The organism is Streptomyces geranii (assembly GCF_002954775.1).
GTDB lineage: Bacteria > Actinomycetota > Actinomycetes > Streptomycetales > Streptomycetaceae > Streptomyces > Streptomyces geranii.
Window position 1 is genome coordinate 1 of sequence record NZ_PJME01000048.1, and the last position, 17,780, is coordinate 17,780.

Genomic DNA, 17,780 nt, shown 5'->3' on the forward strand with positions numbered 1-17,780 from the left:
CACCCCAGCCCGCACCTTCTAGCCCGTCCGGCGTTTGAGGACGAGCGCGTTCAGCGCGATAGGCGGGGGTCTGGGGGCGCAGCCCCCAGAAGGATGGGACGGGTAGGGGCGGCGGGGGCGAGGAAAACCCGACGGTTCCCTGTGAGCGGACGCCAGACGGGCTGGGGTGTTTTGCCCCAGCCCGTCCCGTGTTCCTAGCCGCGCCTATCCCTACGCACCACTCCGCTGCCCAGGCAGACTGGCCCTGCTCCCGACATACGGATCCCGCCCATGGTCCGCCGACATCCCGACCGCCGCCGTCCGGCGGGCCTGCATCGGGACCGGGCTGTCCGGGTGCGGAGCCCGGTCGTGGCCGTGGCCGTGCGTCGGGCCGTGGCTCTGGCCCGCCGTGGTCGGGGTGCCCATGGTGCCGGGGCCGCCCTGTGACCCGGACACCGTCCCGTCAGGCTCCTGCACCCGTTCGCTCTGCGGCCTGCGCGCCCGGTACGCCGCCCGGTACGCGGCGGGAGACGAGCCCAGCTGCCGGCGGAAGTGCCCGCGCAGCGCCACCGGCGAACGGAAGCCGCAGCGGCCCGCGACCTCGTCCACCGAGTAGTCCGACGTCTCCAGCAGGCGCTGCGCCTGAAGGACCCGTTGCGTGATCAGCCACTGCAACGGCGCGCTTCCCGTGAGCGAGCGGAAGCGGCGGTCGAACGTACGACGGCTCATGTACGCGCGCGCGGCGAGCGTCTCCACGTCGAACTGTTCGTGGAGGTGCTCCAGCGCCCAGGCGACGACCTCGGCGAGCGGGTCGGCGCCGATCTCCTCTGGTAAAGATCGATCGAGGTAGCGCTCCTGGCCGCCCGATCGGCGCGGGGGGACCACCAGTCGGCGGGCCAGTGCGCCGGCCGCCTCGTTGCCGTGGTCCGTCCGCACGATGTGCAGGCACAGATCGATGCCCGCCGCAGTGCCCGCACTTGTCAGTACGTCGCCGTCGTCCACGAAGAGTTCCCGTGGGTCGACGTGCACGGACGGGTAGCGCTTCGCCAGTGTCGGCGCGTACATCCAGTGCGTCGTCGCGGGCCGGCCGTCCAGCAGGCCCGCCGCCGCGAGGACGAACGCGCCCGTGCACAGGCCGACGATCCGCGCGCCCTCCTCGTGGGCCCGGCGCAGTGCGTCGAGCGCCTCCTCGGGTGGCGGCGCGGTGATCGAACGCCAGGCGGGCACGACCACCGTGCCTGCCCGGGCGATGGCCTCCAGGCCGTTCGGCGCGGTCAGTTCCAGTCCGCCGGTCGTCCGCAGCGGTCCCTCTTCTCCCGCGCACACCAGCAGTCGGTAGCGCGGCACTCCGGCGTCCTGGCGGTCGATCCCGAACACCGAAAGTGGTATGGAACTCTCGAAGATGGGGCCGCCGCTGAACAGCAGCACCGCGACGATCTCCTTGCGGCGTCGCCCGGAGAGTTTCCGGGCCGCGGCTTCCGGCGCGGCAGTGGAGTCGTGGCTCATACTGCTAAGCCCCCCTCGGTGGTCGCGGCGCCCCTAACTTGACGGGCATGTCGCTCCAGCACGTTTCCCCTCGGTCCTGCACGAGTCCCCCGCCGTAGACAGTCAAGATCGAATCTACTGTGTCGCATGATGCCGAGCTGACCAGATCGGTACCCGGCGGAATGTCGACTTGGCAACTTGGCGTAAAGCATTCGATCACGAAGCGTTGCACTCGTGGGGCGTGCAGGGAAGTGCGCCTCGTCGTAGTGGCCAATCCGCGTAGGGTGCGCGGACCCGACGCAACCCTTTCAGTGCAGGTGGAACAGGGGTTTGGGGGTTGTTCGGCCAAGGGATGTACGGTGGCCGGAAGTTGGCTGAAAAGCATCGGGCGCGTGCGCGAAAACAGGTCAGTCGACCGGTGAAGGTCCGCCGGAGTGGCGCCCGCCGCGCGGGGTAGCCGAATGGGTTCGGCTGTGCCGCGCCCGGTGCGCGGTGTTCTCCTCGGCCGGCGTCCGGGCCGCGCAGCGCTCCGACTGCCGCAGCAGCACCCGGCACACCCCCGTGACGGCCGCGAGCCCCAGTGCCGTACCGGCGGCGCCGCCCAGTGAGGTGCCGTAGAGGACGAGCACCACGGGGACCAGGACGCAGCTGAAGGCCGCCCAGCGGACGAGGTCGCTGGAGGAGTCGTGCGTCGGTGAGTTCATGGCCGCTCCCTGTCTGGTTGCTCCCCGTGACGGTGGGTCACCGGGTTCAACGCTTGTTCGAGCGGTCGGTCACTGGTCCGGCCCGTCCAATGGTGACCGACGGTGTCCGGAAGTCGTGCGCGGGCGTGATCGGCGTAGGCGAGATGTAGGCGAACCCTGTGGAAACAGCCTGTACGTGGCAGCAACCATTGCGTTACGGGCACCCCCTCGTGCATGCTCCCTGGAACCCGTCCGGAGCGTGTGCGGGCTATGGGCTACGGAGGAGTGCGGCCGTACCCTTGGGGGTATGGGGTTGGGAAGATGATTCCCGGACACTGCTCCGACGCACACTGTCGTCCCACGTCACGTCGTCCCATCACGAGGATCAAAACGCCGAGAATCCCATGGCCGGTCACGAATTCCTGGATCCCGCGGACCGCAAGCGCCCCGTCGCCGATCACACGGCGGCCGAGCCCTTGGCGGCGGAAGAATCACGTCAGTCGTGCGACCCCGCGTTCAAGCACGGTGTCGTCGTCGGCTTCGACGGCTCGACGTCGAGCGAGCGCGCCCTCGCGTACTCCATCGGAATGGCCCATCGCTCCGGTTCGGGCCTGATCATCGTGCACGTCGCCAACCGGCTGCCCACCACGGTGTGGGCCGGCTGCGAGCCGCCCGTGTTCGTCGACGTGCCTGACCACCGGACAGAGGTCCTCGGGCTCGAACTCGCCTGTGCGGACTATCTGGCGGAAGTGCCCTGGATCCTTGTCGAGCGTGGCGGTGACATCTGCCATGAACTCGAAGAGGTGGGGCGGGAGTACGAGGCCGACGCGATCGTCGTGGGCTCGACCCATGGGATCGTCGGGCGCATCTTCGGGTCGGTGGCGGGGCGGTTGGCGAAGCGGGCTCAGCGGCCGGTCGTCGTCATTCCCTGACTGACCCTTTTCGGGCGGGACTTCGGGCGGGATTTCGGGCGGAACAGCCAAATCTACTGGTGCGTAGATGTGTTTGTGTCCTTGTGAAGGGCATATACCGGTCATCGCACGGCGTACTGCCGGCCGGGGTGTGACGGCCACCGGTTAGCTGCGCAGGCTGGGGGTTTGGGCGGCCCCCGGCTGTATGGCGAACCCCCCGTGGTTGGTGGCAACACGGGGGGTTCGTTGTTGTGCGTCGGCCTCCGCGGGTGCGTTGTGGTTGCTCGCGCAGTTCCCCGCGCCCCTTTGGGGCGCGTCCCTGTGAACGCCTATTCCACCGTTACCGACTTGGCCAGGTTCCTCGGCTTGTCGATGTCCCGGCCCAGGGCCAATGCCGTGTGGTAGGCGAGGAGTTGGAGCGGGATGCCCATCAGGATCGGGTCCAGTTCGTCCTCGTTCTTCGGGACGACGATCGTCTGGTCCGCCTTCTCCTGGTGCTGGTGGGCCACCGCCAGGATCGGGCCGCTGCGGGCCTTGATCTCCTCCAGGGCGGCGCGGTTCTTCTCCAGGAGGTCGTCGTTCGGGACGATCGCGACCGTGGGGAGGGCGGGCTCGATGAGGGCCAGCGGGCCGTGCTTCAACTCCGAGGCGGGGTAGGCCTCGGCGTGGATGTACGAGACCTCCTTGAGCTTCAGGGAGGCCTCGCGGGCCACCGGATAGCCCCGTACGCGGCCGATGAAGAGCATCGAGCGGGCCTCGGCGTAGCCCTGGGCCAGCTTCTTGATGTCCTCCTCCTGCTCCAGGATCTCGGTGATCTGCGCGGGCAGCTTCCGCAGGCCCTCGATGATCCGCTTGCCGTCGCGGACGGAGAGGTCGCGGGTGCGGCCGAGGTGGAGGGCCAACAGGGCGAAGGCGACAGTGGTGTTGGTGAAGCACTTCGTCGAGACGACGCAGACCTCGGGGCCCGCGTGGACGTACATCCCGCCGTCCGCCTCGCGGGCGATCGCCGAACCGACCACGTTGACGATGCCCAGCACCCGCGCGCCCTTGCGCTTCAGCTCCTGTACGGCGGCCAGCACGTCGTACGTCTCACCGGACTGGGAGACGGCGACGTAGAGGGTGTCGGGGTCGACGACCGCGTTGCGGTACCGGAACTCGGAGGCCGGCTCGGCGTCGGCGGGGATGCGGGCCAGCTCCTCGATCATCTGGGCGCCGATCATGCCCGCGTGGTACGAGGTGCCGCAGCCGAGGATCTTCACGCGCCGCACGGCACGCGCCTCGCGGGCGTCCAGGTTGAGCCCGCCGAGGTGGACGGTGGAGAAGCGGTCGTCGATCCGGCCGCGCAGGACGCGGTCGACGGCGTCGGCCTGCTCGTGGATCTCCTTGTGCATGTAGGTGTCGTGGCCGCCCATGTCGTACGAGGCGGCCTCCCACTCCACGGTGGTCGGCTCGGCCGTGGTGCTGGTGCCCTCGGTCGTGTACGTGCGGAAGTCGTCGGCCTTCAGCGTGGCCATCTCGCCGTCGTCCAGGGTCACTATCTGCCGCGTGTGGGTGACCAGCGCGGCGATGTCCGAGGCGACGAACATCTCCTTCTCGCCGATGCCCAGGACGACCGGCGAGCCGTTGCGGGCGACCACGATCCGGTCGGTGAAGTCGGCGTGCATGACGGCGATGCCGTACGTGCCCTCGACGATCCGGAGGGCCTGGCGGACCTTCTCCTCCAGGGTCTCCGTCTGGGAGCGGGCGATGAGGTGGGTGAGGACCTCGGTGTCCGTCTCCGAGAGGAACTCCACGCCGTCCGCTTCGAGCTTCTTGCGCAGGTCGGAGGCGTTGTCGATGATCCCGTTGTGGACGACGGCGACCTTGTTGTCGCCGGACATGTGCGGGTGCGCGTTGTGGTCGGAGGGGGCGCCGTGGGTGGCCCAGCGGGTGTGGGCGATGCCGGTGGTGCCGGCGAAGCGCTTGGGGACCTTGGCCTCCAGGTCCCGGACCCGGCCCTTGGCCTTGACCATCTTCAGGCCCGCCGCCTTCGGCGAGGTCACGACGATGCCCGCCGAGTCGTAGCCGCGGTACTCCAGGCGCTGCAGCCCTTCGAGGAGCAGCGGCGCCACGTCACGCCTGCCGATGTATCCGACAATTCCGCACATATATAGGTACCTGGTCCCTAGCCGTAGACGATGCGGCGCAACTGCCTGAGCGTCAGCTCCGGAGGTGCGACCGCGCGGTATTTCAGGTCCGCCTCGATCCGGTCGAAGATCGTCGCGTTCACCAGTCCCTGGCTCTGGAGTTCGCGGTGGCGGCGACGGACATAGTCCTCGGTCGTCTCGTCGAAGTAGGCGAGAACGTCCTGAACCACCCGCAGCGCCTCGCCCCGTGATAGGGGCGTGGAGCGCGTCAGATGATCAACGAGTTCGTCGTGCACCCGACGATCCTGAGGTAAAGCGCTGGCAATCGCAAGAATCCTGCCCGATTTCGGGCAACGGTCTGTTGAAACTCTTATGGGACCCTGTTCGGAGCCTGTTCACCCTGTGTCTCGCGTGACGATGGCTGCCCAGAGCACCGTTTTCAGCCATGGACACTCCTCGCATGGGCGTACCGGAGCAGCTCGCCGAGCGCATGAGCATGGCCGAGCAGCACGAGTACCTTCGCGCCAAGTTCTCGCGGCGCACGATGATCAGAAGCGGCGCCGTCACCGTCGGCGCCGTCGCGGGCGGTGCGTTCGTACCGGGCGCCGCCCAGGCCGCGACGCGGACCTCCGCATCGACGCAGACGTACAAACAGCCCGAGAAGGTCGACGGCGCGCTCGTCGCCCCCTTCGGCCGTCACCTCGCCTGGGGCAACGACCCGCGCACCGAGATCACCGTCTCCTGGCAGGTCCCGGTCGCGGTGAAGAAGCCCTTCATCCGGATCGGCGCCCACCCGTGGGACCTCTCCCACAAGATCGACGCCGAGATCCGCACCCTCTACACCCCGGCCGGCGTCGGCGTCAGCGCCGACCACACCCAGTACTACGTCCACGCCAAGCTCACCCACCTGCGCCCCGGCAAGACGTACTACTACGGTGTCGGCCACGCGGGCTTCGACCCGGCCGAGGCGCACCTGCTGGGCACCCTCGGCACCTTCACCACCGCGCCCGCGCACAAGGAGTCGTTCACCTTCACCGCCTTCGGCGACGAGGGCGTCGGTTACCACGGCCTCGCCAACAACAGCCTGCTGCTCGGCCAGAACCCGGCCTTCCACCTGCACGCGGGCGACATCTGCTACGCCGACCCGACCGGCGCGGGCAAGACCGCGGACACCGGTTTCGACTCGCGCATCTGGGACCAGTTCCTCGCGCAGACCGAGTCGGTCGCCAAGTCCGTGCCGTGGATGCCCGCCTACGGCAACCACGACATGGAGGCCTGGTACTCGCCCAACGGCTACGGCGGCGAGGACGCCCGCTGGAACCTCCCCGACAACGGCCCGGACCCCGAGAACCTCCCGGGCGTCTACTCCTTCGTCTACGGCAACACGGCGGTCATCTCGCTGGACGCCAACGACATCTCCTTCGAGATCCCGGCCAACCTCGGTATCTCGGGCGGCACTCAGACCACATGGCTGGAGCGGCAGCTCAAGAAGTTCCGCGCCGCCAAGGACGTCGACTTCGTCGTCGTCTTCTTCCACCACTGCGCGTACTGCACCTCCACCGCGCACGCCTCGGAGGGGGGCGTGCGCCAGGAGTGGGTGCCGCTGTTCGAGAAGTACACGGTCGACCTGGTCATCAACGGCCACAACCACCAGTACGAGCGCACCGACGTCATCAAGGCGGGCAAGGTCACCAAGAAGCTCCCGATCGGCGGGACTTCGTACCCGGAGACCGACGGTGTCGTCTACGTGACGGCGGGCGCGGCGGGCCGCAGCCTGTACGCGTTCACCGCCCCGCAGTCCTACGAGGGCCACGAGAACGAGGTCGACTCGGTCGCCTCCTTCATCAACACCAAGGACGGCAAGGTCAACGAGACGGTCACCTGGTCGCGCGTGCGCTACCTCGACTACTCGTTCCTGCGCGTCGACGTCACGCCCGCCTCCAAGGGCCGCCTCGCCACGCTGACGGTGCGCGGCATCGCGGAGACGGGCGACGAGGTCGACCGCTTCACGGTCGCCCGCCGCGTACGCTGAGCGTGCGCGTATGCCCTGAAGGCAGGGCGTACGAGCGGTAGTTGAGCAGTACTGCGGTCCAGCAGGCGGTTCTTCGGCGCGAGTTGCTACATGCGCCGGAGGACCGCCTGTTTGGCGAGGGCGAACTCCTCGTCCGTGAGGACACCGGACCGGTGCAGCTCACCCAGTTCGCGCAGCCGCCGGAGCTGGGCGTCGTGGTCGTGTTCGGCGGGCGGGGTGTTGTCGGGTGCGGTGAGTTCCTTCGGGCTCCGCGCCGGTACGTCCGCTGCGGGCGCCGCCGGGTGCGGCAGCCGGGCCTGGACGGCCGCCGCGACCAGGGCCATCAGCGGGTCCTTCTTGAACCCCCACAGCTCCACGGAGTTGGGGTCGTACTTCGGCGGCGCCTTGGTCGGCGCGTGCCGTACGCCGAAGCGCAGGTAGCCGTTCTCCAGGCCCACCGCCGGGTGCCATTCCACGGAGGCGAGGTCGGCGACGGCCAGGGAACGGGGGCCGGCGGCGGCCTTCGCGTCCTCCGTCTTCCAGTTCCACTCCAGCCGGACGTGCTCACCGTCGAAGGTGGCCGTGCCGTCCCCGGCCGACACGGACAGGGGCACGGCGGGCCCGGGCAGCAGATAGCGGTCCACGGCGCCGGACGGCACCTCGTCCAGCAGCAGCGCGTTGCGGACCTCGTCCACGAAGTACTCGGCGACGCCGTACCGGTCGGACTCGACGTTCAGTACGTACGGGTCGTCGCCCTCCGCCAGTTTGCCGCCGGTCGCCTGGAGCAGCGGGTCGGCGCCGTCGCGCAGCCGGAGCCGCAACCGCCCCGACTTTCTGCCCTGTTCGAAGGAGACACCGGCCAACGAGTGCAGGGGGACGGCGAGTTCGCCCAGGGTCTTGCGGAGCAGGCCGACGTTCTTGTCCCGTCCCGGGGTGAGCCGGAGGGCGTCGCCGTCGAAGACCCAGGTGCCGTCCTTCTGGATGATTTCCGCCATGGGGAGATTCTGGCACCGGGCCCGTCACAGCCCCAGCGCGTCCGCCGCCTCGTCGTCCAGGGTGAACCGAACGTCCTTGCCGGTCGGGGTCGTTGTGCGCATCGCGAGCCCGCCGGAGCGCACCCCGAGCGAGATCTCGGGGTTGTCCTGGCAGACGAGGACGAAGGTGTTCCCGGCTGTCGCCTTCGGCACGAACGCCTGGTCCTCCGGGAAGGGCGCGGCGGCCCCCTGCTCGTAGGCGCACGGTCGCTGCTGCATGCCGTCGCCGGCCACCCGGTAGCCCGCGATGTCCAGGCAGAGCCTCGACGCCGTGCTCACCAGGGCGACCGCCCCCTTCGTCAGGCGGACGACCCGCCACGCCTGTGCCTGTCCGCCGTCGCAGGCCGCCAGGGTGGGATCGGCGGGCGGTCCGGAACGCGGTGAGTCGTTTCCGCCCCGGGCGGTGACGCAGCGTCCGGTGGACACGTTCCTGAGGGTGATCGTGTCGGTGGTGGCGTTGGCCACGGAGGACGGCGCGATGGAGACGGCCGGCGTGGACGCGGGCCGCTCGGCCCCTTCGGCGGAATCCTCCCCCGCCAGCAGGCGCAGTACCCCGGTGGTCAGCACGGCCGTGACGGCCACCGTGACCGCCACCACGAGCACTGGTCGGCGGCGGCTCTCGGCCGCGGGGCCGCCGTCCCCGGCCGGCGCGGACACGGCGACGGGCTCGGCGCTCGCCGCCCGGTCTCCCGACCGCGCCCTGCGGTACGCCGGGCCGCCCCACACCAGCACCTGGTCGACCAGCAGCCGTCGGGCCTGCTGCGCGTCACCCGTCGCGAGCGTGCTCAGCAGCTTCAGGTCGACGGCGCAGAAGCCGCAGGTGCCCAGGTGCTGCTGGAGGTCCATGGGCGTCTCACGGTGCGTGCCACGGGCGATGGCGCCGAGCATGCCGCCGTAGCGGAGGCAATCCGGGTCGGGGGTGCGGTCGGCCCGTACACGCAGGAAGGTGTCGACCAGGCGGCTGCGGGCCGACTGGGCCACGGAGTCGGCGAACTCCACGGTCGTGTTCAGGATCCTGGCCGCCGCCGCGGTCTCCTCAGGCTCGGCCAGGCACAGCCACAGCGCGGCCCGCTGCTGGTCGGGCAGCTGCTCGAAGGCCGCCAGCAGCACCGAGCCGTGCTCCACCCGACGCAGCGTGTCGACCTCGCCGAAGGTGTCGACGGCCTGTTTCGACCAGTCGCGGAACTCCGGGCGCAGCAGCCCGTGCCGCCCGTCGCGCAGCCAACTGTCGGCGGTGCGCCGCACGTCGGCGAGGAGGGCGGTCCGCAGGGCGGCACCCTCCTGGCGCGCGCCACGGGCGAGCACCTGGGCGGCCAGGTCGGTGGCGTCGCGCGGTCTGGCGCAGAACGCCTCGGCGTACGCATGGACGGCCGGGGCGTGTTCCGGCGGCCTGCCGGTCAACGACGGCTGGTGGTACGGGACTTGCTGTGCGAGGTGCTCGGTCATGACTCTTGACTCCCCACGGAGCGGGCACGGCAAGGCCAGGACCGTAGTGGCGGAATCTGTGAGAGGGCTGTGCATTCACACGCCCGTGTCGCGTACACGAAACCGGCGCCGGGGCGAAGACACCGGCGGGGACGGCGACAGGGACGGCGACGGGCTCCCCGAGGACCGTACTCGGGGAGCCCGTCTGCCTTGATCAGAACCCTGCGACGGGATTTCTCAGGGTGCCGATCAGCTGGAGGGCGCCCGCCGGATCCGCCAGGTCCATCATCTGCTCGTTGTTACGCAGTTGGAGCCGATTGAGGCAGGACAGGGCGAACTCGGGGGCGAACATGTCGTACTGGCGGAACTTGTCGGCGAGTTGGGGATTCGCCTCCTGGTAGGCGCGGGTGACCTCGGCGACCGTCCGCCAGAAGTCGTCCTCGTCCAGGACGCCTTCGGTGGCGAGGTTGGCGGCGAGGAAGCGGAAGAAGCAGTCGAAGACGTCCGTGAAGACGGACAGGAGCTTCTTCTCCTCGGGCACGTCCACACGCAGCCGGTCGACCGTCGGCGGCAGTACCGCGTCCGGGTCCATGACGGCGATCTCCTCGGCGATGTCCTTGTAGATCGCGCGCTGTACGGCGCCGTCCTTGAGGACGAGGATGACGTTCTCGCCGTGCGGCATGTAGACGAGGTCGTAGGCGTAGAAGCTGTGCAGGAGCGGGGTGAAGTAGGCCTGGAGGTAGCCGCGCAGCCACTCCTTCGGGTCCAGCCCCGACTGCTCGACGAGGGCGGAGGCGAAGGAGCGTCCCTCGTGGTCGACATGGACGAGCGAGGCCATGGTGGCCAGCGACTCGCCGTCGCCGAGCGACGACACCGGGCTCTCGCGCCAGAGCGCCGCGAGCATTTTGCGGTAGGGGGAGTAGCGGTCGGTGGCGGCCTCGTACTCCAGGTGGCGGTAACCGACGGCCGCGCGCTCACGGATGATCGACAGGCCCGTCGACTTCAACACCGGGTCGTTGTCGATGAGTTGGGCCAGCCAGTCGTTGATGGCAGGTGTCGCCTCCATGTACGCGGCCGAAAGCCCGCGCATGAAGCCCATGTTGAGGACCGAGAGCGCCGTTTTGACGTAGTGCTTCTCGGGGTCGGACTTGTTGAAGAAGGTCCGGATGGACTGCTGGGCGAGGTACTCGTCGTCGCCCTCACCGAGGCAGATCAGGTTCCGCTGCGCGACCTCGGCGGCGAAGGTGACGGTGAGCTTGTTCCACCACTGCCAGGGGTGCACCGGGATGAACAGGTACTCGGTGGGGTCGAGACCCTGGTCGGACAGTTTCGTACGGAAGCGGACTACCGTCTCCTGCCCCAACTCCGCCCGCAGGAAGGCCTCGTACTCGATCCCGACGCCCGCCGTGAACGCGGCGCGCGAGCGATGGGCGGCCAGCCACACCAGCCGGACCGGGCTCGCGGTCTCGGGGGCGTACGAGAGGTACTCGTGCACGCCGAAGCCGAGCCGGCCGTTGTTGGCGACGAAGCAGGGGTGGCCCTCGGTCATCCCCGTCTCGATCGCCTGGAAGTCGCTTTTGACGAGTTCGGCGACGGGGATCTGCGGCTTGGTGAGTTTGTAGCAGGTGCCGGAGAGGGTGGAGGAGATCTCCTCCAGGTAGACCGGCAGGACCTCGTCGCTCAGACCGAGTGATTTCTTCAGCTCGATGAAGAAGTCCAGCGCGGAGAGCGGGAGTTCGGCTCCGTCGCGGTGCCGGGAGACGGATTCGGCGTCGACCTGCCAGTGGTCGAGGGCGTGCCGGACGGCGCGGAAGCGGTAGCGGGTCAGACCGTCGTCGGCGAGGACGACATAGCCGTTCCGGCCGTCCCTGCCGTTCTCGGGTTCGGGGGTGATCAGCCGCTCGTGGGCGAACTCGGCGAGGGCTTTGCGGATCAGGAGGCGGTTGGCCTGTGCCCAGCGCTCTGGGGACAGGTGCGCCACGGCGTCGGACAGGGTCATGTCGCTACTCCTCGGGCTGCCGCACGGGCGTTCAAGAATTGTTGCCGGGTACAGAAGCTCAACAGGGCCCGCTTCTCCGGCTTCTGGATCTCGCGCTCGGCCACGAAGCCGACGGCCTCGTTCAGCGCGTGGACGGCCTTGTTGGCGACGTCGGGCTCGACGACGACCCGGCGGGTGCGCGGGTCGGCGAACAGCTCGTCCATCACGGCGGTGATGACGTCCCGGGTGAAGCCGTGCACGGGCGCGTCGGTCGCCGGCACCAGGAAGTGCATGCCGACATCGCCGGGCTGCGGCTCGTACAGCCCGACCAGCTCGCGGTGGACGGGGTCGTACTTCTCCATCAGGAAGGCCGGTTCGCCGTCACGCAGGCCCAGGAGGGCGTGGTGGTGCTCGTCGGCGGCGACGTCCATGTAGGCACGCTCGACGTCTTCGAGTCTGGCGTCCTGCATCATCCAGTAGGCCGCCTTGGGGTGCGTGACCCAGGTGTGCAGCAACTCGGCGTCCTGGAGCGGGTCGAGTGGACGGAGAGACAGACTCATCGAGTTCATACGGCGAACTCCTGGAAGGCGATGGTCTTCTCGACCGGGTAGTACTCGCTGCCGAGCAGCTCGCCGATGATGAAGCTGTTGCGGTACGCGCCCATGCCCAGGTCGGGCGAGGTGACCGAGTGGGTGTGGACACCGGCGTTCTGCAGGAAGACCCCGCGCCCGGTGGTGTCGATCGCGTAGTTGCGGGCGATGTCGAAGTTGCCCTGGGTGTCGTAGCGCAGCCGGTCACGGACGGGCTTCAGGAACTCGGGCTCGGCGTACTTGTAGCCGGTGGCGAGGACCAGGCCCTGGGTGTCCAGGGTGTACTCCTTCTCCTGTTCCTCTTGGCGGAGGCCGAGCGTGTACGTCCCGTTCTCGTAAGTCGTCCTGTTCAGCGCGGAGTTGGTGAGGAGCCGGGTGGGGACCGGGCCGCCGAGGTTCTTCTGGTAGAGCAGGTCGAAGATCTCGTTGATCAGCTCGCCGTCGATGCCCTTGAACAGGCCCTTCTGGTCCTGGGTGAGCCGGTACCGGGTCCGCTCGGGCAGCGCGCGGAAGTAGTCGATGTACTCCGGGGAGGTCATCTCCAGCGTCAGCTTGGTGTATTCGAGCGGGAAGAAACGCGGCGAGCGTGTCACCCAGTTGAGCCGGTAGCCGTGGACGTCGATCTCGCTGAGGAGGTCGTAGTAGATCTCGGCGGCGGACTGGCCGGAGCCGACGATCGTGATCGAGTCCTTGGCCTGCAACTCCCGCTTGTGGCCCATGTACTGGGAGTTGTGGATGAAGTCGCCGCCGAGGTCCGCGCAGGCGTCCGGGATGTAAGGCGGGGTTCCGGTGCCGAGGACGAGTTTGCGGGTCCGGTAGAGGTCACCGGTGGCCGTGCGGACGACGTACAGCTCGTCCTTGTCCTCGTAGGTCACCTCGGTGACCGTCGTGCCGAAGCGCACGCTGCTCAGCTGATGGGCGGCCCAGCGGCAGTAGTCGTCGTACTCCACCCGCAGCGGATAGAAGTTCTCGCGGATGTAGAACGGGTACAACCGGCCCTTCTCCTTCAGGTAGTTCAGGAAGGAGTACGGCGAAGTCGGGTCGGCCAGTGTGACCAGGTCCGACATGAACGGCGTCTGGAGGTGGGCGCCTTCGAGGAACATGCCCGCGTGCCACTCGAAGTCGGGCTTCGACTCCAGGAAGACACCGTCGAGTTCGTCGATGGGCTCGGTCAGACAGGCGAGGCCGAGGTTGAACGGGCCGAGCCCGATGCCCACGAAGTCGTGGGTCCTGGTCGGGTTCTCAGGACGCGCGGTCAAGGGACTCTCCCAGGTACTGCTCGGCATGGCCGGCGATCAGATCGAGTACGGCGGCCATGTCGTCGGTCGTGGTCTCGGGGTTGAGCAGGGTGAACTTGAGGTAGTGGCGTGCGCCGACCTTCGTCCCCGCGACCACGGCCGCACCGGAGGCGAACAGGGCCTTGCGGGCGTACAGGTTGGCCCGGTCGATCTCCGAGGGGTCGGTGACGGCGGCCGGGATGTAGCGGAAGACGAGCGTGGAGAGGGAGGGCTCGACGACCACGTCGTAGCGAGGGTCGGCGGCTAGCAACTCCCAGCCCTCCTGGGCCAGATCACACACCTCGTCGAAGAGCTGGCCGATGCCGTCGGCGCCCATCACACGCAGGGTCATCCACAGCTTCAGCGCGTCGAAACGACGGGTCGTCTGGAGGGACTTGTCGACCTGGTTGGGGATGCGCTCCTGCACCATCCGGCGCGGGTTCAGGTACTCCGCGTGGTAGGTGGCGTGGCGGAGGACGGCCGAGTCCCGGACCAGCAGGGCACTCGAACTCACCGGCTGGAAGAAGGACTTGTGGTAGTCGACGGTGACCGAGTCGGCCCGCTCGATACCGCTGAGCAGGTCACGGCGCCTGACCGAGGCGAGCAGTCCACAGCCGTACGCGGCGTCGACGTGCAGCCAAGTGCCGTACTGGGCACAGAGTTCGGCGATCTCGGGCAGCGGGTCGATGGAGCCGAAGTCGGTCGTGCCGGCGGTGGCGACGACGGCCATCGGGATGAGGCCGTCGCGGCGGCAGCGCTCCAACTCGTGGGCGAGGGCGACGGTTTGCATGCGCTTGTCGTGGCCGACGGGGATGGAGACGACGGAGTCGGGGCTCAGCCCGAGGAGCTTCGCGGACTTCTTCACGCTGAAGTGGCTGACGTCGGAGGCGAAGATCCGCAGTTTGGCCAAGGAGTCGCTTTTCGCCTCCTCGCGGGCCAACAGCAGCGCCTGGAGGTTGGACTGGCTGCCGCCGCTGGTGAAGATGCCGTCGGCGGCCGGGCCGAGGCCGATGCGCTCGTTCGTCCAGTCGATCAGTTTCCGCTCGATGAGCGTGCCGCCGGCCGACTGGTCCCAGGTGTCCAGGGAGGAGTTGACGGCGGAGAGGATCGCCTCGCCGAGCACCGCCGGTATGACGACCGGGCAGTTGAGGTGGGCGAGGTAGCGCGGGTGGTGGAAGTAGACCGCGTCGCGCAGGTAGACCTCTTCGAGTTCGTCGAGGGCGGCGGCCTCGTCGAGGAGGGGTTGGTTCAGGTCGATCCGGTCGATGTGGGGGGCGAGGGCGTCGACCGTGACGCCGGTGAACGGACGGTTGGTGGTGGCGAGTTTGGCCGCCACCCGCTCGACTCCTTCGGTCACGGAGCGGCGGTACCGCTCCGCAGTCGTGTCATTGAGCAGGTGCGAGCGCATCTGGGGAGCCTCCGGGGGACAGAGAGGTGTTGTGGTGGTGAGAGGGGCAGAGAGGTGGGGGATGGGTTCGCTCTGCCAACCATGCGAACTTAGGTTAGCCTAACCTAATATTCCATGCACTCCCTTAGGCCTCCTGTTCGCGCAGCTGCTCCTCGCTGAGCCCGCGCCGCCAGTAGCCGACGAACGTGACGGCCCGGCGGTCGATGCCGCGCTCCCGTACGAGATGCCGGCGCAGCTCCTTCACGACGGACGACTCGCCCGCGATCCAGGCGTACGGCCGCTCGGCGGAGGGTAGTTGAGCTGCGCGGACGGCTTCGAGGGCGGTGGGAGTGCCGGCGCCGGCCCCGCGTACGAGCCAGGTGATCTCGGCGTCGGCGGCGGTGGTCAGATCCTGGATGTCGCCGGCGTGTCCGGCCTCCAGCCAGACCCGGGCGCGGGTGCCGGCGGGCAGCGATTCGAGGATCGCGGAGGCGGCCGGAACGGCGGTCTCGTCGGCCCAGATGACGACCAGATCCGTACCGGTCGGAGGGCGGAAACGGATCGCGCGGTTGTCGGCGATCGCCGGCCCGAGGAGAAGGACGCGATCACCCGCGCCGGCCCGCGAGGCCCAGAGGGATGCTGGTCCGGCGGGGGCGGCGGCGCCCGGCTCGACGCCGTGCAGCACGAAGTCGATGTCGATCTCCGTCGTGCGGCCGTGCTCGTCGGCGCGCAGCGCGCGAAGGGTGTACGAGCGCATCACCGCCCGTACGTCGTCCGGGAGTCCACGCCAGGCCTGCCACCACCCGTCGCCCAACTCGACGGGCACGACAGGGGCGTTCTGCCCCGGGTGCGGGATGAAGAGGGAGAGACTCTGGTCGCACCCGTCGGAGAGGAAGGCGACCAGATCGTCCCCGGCGAAGCTGACCCGGACGAGAGAGGGGCCGAGGCGTGCGGTCCGCACGACGTGAAGGGCGAAGAACCGGAAGGGGACGGTGGTGACGGCGGCGGTCGTCATAACTCCTCCTGAGGGATTTGTCGGAGGGCGCATCGACGCGCCCCCAAAGGGGCGCGGGGAACTGCGCGACCAGCCACAACGGGCCCGCAGTTCCCCACGACCGAGCACACGGTTTCAGGCGCCGGCGTCAGCTGACCTTCTTCGCGTTCTCGATGGCCTCCGCGAGGCTGGTGACCAACGGCGTGCACTTGTCGTACGACAGAATCGGCTCGGCATTACGCGCGATCACCTGGCCCGCCTTCACCGCAGGCAACTGCTTCCACGTCGCCTCGGTGATGTCGGCGGGCTGGATCGCCGCCGTACGGCTGTCCATCATGATGATGTCGGCCTTGTACTTGTCGACGTTCTCCCAGCTCAGGTTCTCGTACCAGCCACCGCTCGCCTTCAGCGCGGCGGCGGACGGCTCGACGAAGTTCACGCCGAGGGCCTTGAAGTACTCCAGGTCGATGGAGAGGTTGGAGCCGGAGACGTAGAAGATGTCCTGGCTCGCGGAACCGGCCAGCACCTTGATGTCGGGCTTGGCCTTGGCGGCTGCGCGCAGTCGGGCGGAGGCGTCCTCGAAGGCCTTCTTCGCGGCGGTCACCTTGGCCGAAGTGGTGTCCGCGCCAAGGGACTTGGCCAGCTCCAGCATGCGCTGCAGCGGCTTGTCCAGCTGGACGTCGACCACGGAGATGCCGACGGTCGGGGCGCCGACGCCGAGGATCTTCTCCTTGGACTCCTCCGGGACGTACCAGAGGGTGCTCGCGTCGAACATGGTGGTGGCGAGGAGGTCCGGGGCGAGGGCCGCGTACTTCTCGATGTTGAACTGGCCCCACTCGTTGCCGAGGTTGGTCACCTTGGTGACGTCGAGGTCGCCGGCCTGGACGTCGGCCTTGCCGTCCTTGGTCGTGGTCGGGCCGAAGACGCCCTTGACCTCGACGCCGTAGTCGTGGAGCGCGGCGGCGACACCGATGAAGGCGACGATGCTGGAGGGCACCTTGTCGGCCTTGACGGTCGTGCCGCGGTCGTCCTTGAACGACCAGGGACCGGTGGGGGTGGCGGCGGCCTTCGACGCGTCCGCGTCCGAGCCACCGCTTTTCGCGTCGTCGTCCCCACAGGCGGCGAGGACGGCCCCGAGGCCGAGGGCGCCGCCTGCGGCGAGCATGCCGCGGCGGGAGAGGTGGGTGGCACGGGCGTTGAACATGGATGGCTGCTTTCGAACGGGGCGGTTCGGCCCGTCGGACAATTCGAAAGGTAGGTTAGCCTAACCTCATCTGTTGTCCAGAGGGCGGTTCCGGGAAGTCGAACGCCCGGAGTGGCGCATGCCCGCTTCTGTGAAAGTCCTGTGGATCTAAGGTCCAGTGCCCATTCGGGCGGGGAGGGCATCGTGGAGATAGTTCTGTATCCGGGGGACGACGACGTCACCGGGCCGAAGGCCGTGTGGCCCCGCGCCCGCTTCCTGGCGTTCCGGCGGTGGCTGGCGCAGGCCGAGGGATTCGTCCTCGACGAGATGGACGGGTTCGGTGGGCAGCGGCCCTGGAGTGATGTCTCCACACCCCTGGCACCCTTCCTCGACCATCCCGACGACGACGGCCCCGACCTCACACCGCCCCAATGCGCCGCCGTCCAGGCGCGCTTGGCGGAGATCGCCGACCGGTGGAGCGAGGGAGGCGACGATCCGGTCGTCCGGCGGCACATCGACGACGCCCGCCAACTGGTGGTCGTCCTGCGGTGCTGCGTCGAGAAGGACGTCGACCTCTTCTTCTACTGATCCCCGGCACGCGCCTGCGGTGCCCGTACCGTCGTGCCGGTGATCCGGCGGCGGCTGGATTTCGCCATACTGGCAACCCTCCTGTCCTCGAACTCCCTTGCGAAAAGTGTCAGTTGCGATCACGCTTCT

General features: G+C 68.7%; 15 protein-coding genes. 3 read left to right on the top strand and 12 right to left on the bottom strand.

Features of this window, described 5'->3' with window-relative positions:
• Window positions 1-210 precede the first annotated feature (210 nt).
• Both CW359_RS35735 and CW359_RS35740 read right to left on the bottom strand, forming a co-directional pair.
• Entirely contained in the window at window positions 211-1,485 is a 1,275-nt protein-coding gene (locus CW359_RS35735) for a helix-turn-helix domain-containing protein (RefSeq protein ID WP_105974381.1), read from the bottom strand.
• 386 nt (window positions 1,486-1,871) lie between these two features.
• Entirely contained in the window at window positions 1,872-2,168 is a 297-nt protein-coding gene (locus tag CW359_RS35740) for a hypothetical protein (RefSeq protein ID WP_105974382.1), read from the bottom strand.
• Between the two features lie 383 nt (window positions 2,169-2,551).
• Between CW359_RS35740 and CW359_RS35745 the strand changes: the two genes are divergently transcribed.
• Window positions 2,552-3,079: a universal stress protein gene (locus tag CW359_RS35745; RefSeq protein WP_105974383.1), complete on the top strand. Its 528-nt coding sequence runs from the start codon at window positions 2,552-2,554 to the stop codon at window positions 3,077-3,079.
• Window positions 3,080-3,387: 308 nt separating this feature from the next.
• Here the strand turns inward: CW359_RS35745 and glmS are convergent, their stop codons facing one another.
• Together glmS and CW359_RS35755 are read right to left on the bottom strand one after the other, a co-directional pair.
• Window positions 3,388-5,205 carry a glutamine--fructose-6-phosphate transaminase (isomerizing) gene (gene glmS / locus CW359_RS35750; protein ID WP_105974384.1) on the bottom strand — a complete coding sequence of 606 codons (1,818 nt, stop codon included), beginning with the start codon at window positions 5,203-5,205 and terminating at the stop codon, window positions 3,388-3,390.
• Window positions 5,206-5,222: 17 nt separating this feature from the next.
• On the bottom strand, window positions 5,223-5,480 hold the full coding sequence (locus CW359_RS35755; protein ID WP_105974385.1) for a hypothetical protein: 258 nt from the start codon (window positions 5,478-5,480) through the stop codon (window positions 5,223-5,225).
• Window positions 5,481-5,644: 164 nt separating this feature from the next.
• On the opposite strand from CW359_RS35755, the gene CW359_RS35760 reads away from it, so the two are divergent.
• Complete coding sequence (locus CW359_RS35760; protein WP_105974386.1) at window positions 5,645-7,216, top strand: purple acid phosphatase family protein; 1,572 nt, start codon at window positions 5,645-5,647, stop codon at window positions 7,214-7,216.
• A gap of 86 nt (window positions 7,217-7,302) precedes the next feature.
• On the opposite strand, the gene CW359_RS35765 is transcribed toward CW359_RS35760, so the two are convergent.
• The 8 genes from CW359_RS35765 to CW359_RS35800 all read right to left on the bottom strand — a co-directional run bounded on the left by CW359_RS35765 (window position 7,303) and on the right by CW359_RS35800 (window position 17,084).
• Window positions 7,303-8,190 (bottom strand): DUF4429 domain-containing protein, encoded by an 888-nt coding sequence (locus CW359_RS35765; RefSeq protein WP_105974387.1) that lies wholly within the window; start codon window positions 8,188-8,190, stop codon window positions 7,303-7,305.
• A 24-nt stretch (window positions 8,191-8,214) separates the two neighbouring features.
• Complete coding sequence (locus CW359_RS35770) at window positions 8,215-9,675, bottom strand: RICIN domain-containing protein (protein ID WP_157968700.1); 1,461 nt, start codon at window positions 9,673-9,675, stop codon at window positions 8,215-8,217.
• Window positions 9,676-9,868: 193 nt separating this feature from the next.
• A complete protein-coding gene (locus CW359_RS35775; protein WP_105974389.1) occupies window positions 9,869-11,653 on the bottom strand; it encodes an IucA/IucC family protein in 1,785 nt (594 codons plus the stop codon).
• On the bottom strand, window positions 11,650-12,192 hold the full coding sequence (locus CW359_RS35780; protein WP_408647556.1) for a GNAT family N-acetyltransferase: 543 nt from the start codon (window positions 12,190-12,192) through the stop codon (window positions 11,650-11,652). Before CW359_RS35780 ends, CW359_RS35775 begins: the two co-directional genes overlap by 4 nt.
• Window positions 12,193-12,197: 5 nt before the next feature.
• Window positions 12,198-13,481: a lysine N(6)-hydroxylase/L-ornithine N(5)-oxygenase family protein gene (locus tag CW359_RS35785; protein ID WP_105974391.1), complete on the bottom strand. Its 1,284-nt coding sequence runs from the start codon at window positions 13,479-13,481 to the stop codon at window positions 12,198-12,200.
• On the bottom strand, window positions 13,465-14,907 hold the full coding sequence (gene desA / locus CW359_RS35790; protein WP_105974392.1) for a lysine decarboxylase DesA: 1,443 nt from the start codon (window positions 14,905-14,907) through the stop codon (window positions 13,465-13,467). Before desA ends, CW359_RS35785 begins: the two co-directional genes overlap by 17 nt.
• 124 nt (window positions 14,908-15,031) lie before the next feature.
• Complete coding sequence (locus CW359_RS35795) at window positions 15,032-15,901, bottom strand: siderophore-interacting protein (RefSeq protein WP_105974393.1); 870 nt, start codon at window positions 15,899-15,901, stop codon at window positions 15,032-15,034.
• A gap of 127 nt (window positions 15,902-16,028) precedes the next feature.
• Complete coding sequence (locus CW359_RS35800; protein WP_105974394.1) at window positions 16,029-17,084, bottom strand: ABC transporter substrate-binding protein; 1,056 nt, start codon at window positions 17,082-17,084, stop codon at window positions 16,029-16,031.
• A gap of 183 nt (window positions 17,085-17,267) precedes the next feature.
• Here CW359_RS35800 and CW359_RS35805 point away from each other — a divergent pair, with 183 nt between their 5' ends.
• Window positions 17,268-17,651: a hypothetical protein gene (locus CW359_RS35805; protein ID WP_105974395.1), complete on the top strand. Its 384-nt coding sequence runs from the start codon at window positions 17,268-17,270 to the stop codon at window positions 17,649-17,651.
• Window positions 17,652-17,780 lie beyond the last annotated feature (129 nt).

What these genes read in the sequence shown, in the direction of transcription:
- CW359_RS35735 (WP_105974381.1), bottom strand. Translation starts at nt 1,485, where the DNA reads ATGAGCCACGACTCCACTGCCGCGCCGGAAGCCGCGGCCCGGAAACTC.
- CW359_RS35740 (WP_105974382.1), bottom strand. Translation starts at nt 2,168, where the DNA reads ATGAACTCACCGACGCACGACTCCTCCAGCGACCTCGTCCGCTGGGCG.
- CW359_RS35745 (WP_105974383.1), top strand. Translation starts at nt 2,552, where the DNA reads ATGGCCGGTCACGAATTCCTGGATCCCGCGGACCGCAAGCGCCCCGTC.
- glmS (WP_105974384.1), bottom strand. Translation starts at nt 5,205, where the DNA reads ATGTGCGGAATTGTCGGATACATCGGCAGGCGTGACGTGGCGCCGCTG.
- CW359_RS35760 (WP_105974386.1), top strand. Translation starts at nt 5,645, where the DNA reads ATGGGCGTACCGGAGCAGCTCGCCGAGCGCATGAGCATGGCCGAGCAG.
- CW359_RS35765 (WP_105974387.1), bottom strand. Translation starts at nt 8,190, where the DNA reads ATGGCGGAAATCATCCAGAAGGACGGCACCTGGGTCTTCGACGGCGAC.
- CW359_RS35770 (WP_157968700.1), bottom strand. Translation starts at nt 9,675, where the DNA reads ATGACCGAGCACCTCGCACAGCAAGTCCCGTACCACCAGCCGTCGTTG.
- CW359_RS35775 (WP_105974389.1), bottom strand. Translation starts at nt 11,653, where the DNA reads ATGACCCTGTCCGACGCCGTGGCGCACCTGTCCCCAGAGCGCTGGGCA.
- CW359_RS35780 (WP_408647556.1), bottom strand. Translation starts at nt 12,192, where the DNA reads ATGAGTCTGTCTCTCCGTCCACTCGACCCGCTCCAGGACGCCGAGTTG.
- desA (WP_105974392.1), bottom strand. Translation starts at nt 14,907, where the DNA reads ATGCGCTCGCACCTGCTCAATGACACGACTGCGGAGCGGTACCGCCGC.
- CW359_RS35795 (WP_105974393.1), bottom strand. Translation starts at nt 15,901, where the DNA reads ATGACGACCGCCGCCGTCACCACCGTCCCCTTCCGGTTCTTCGCCCTT.
- CW359_RS35800 (WP_105974394.1), bottom strand. Translation starts at nt 17,084, where the DNA reads ATGTTCAACGCCCGTGCCACCCACCTCTCCCGCCGCGGCATGCTCGCC.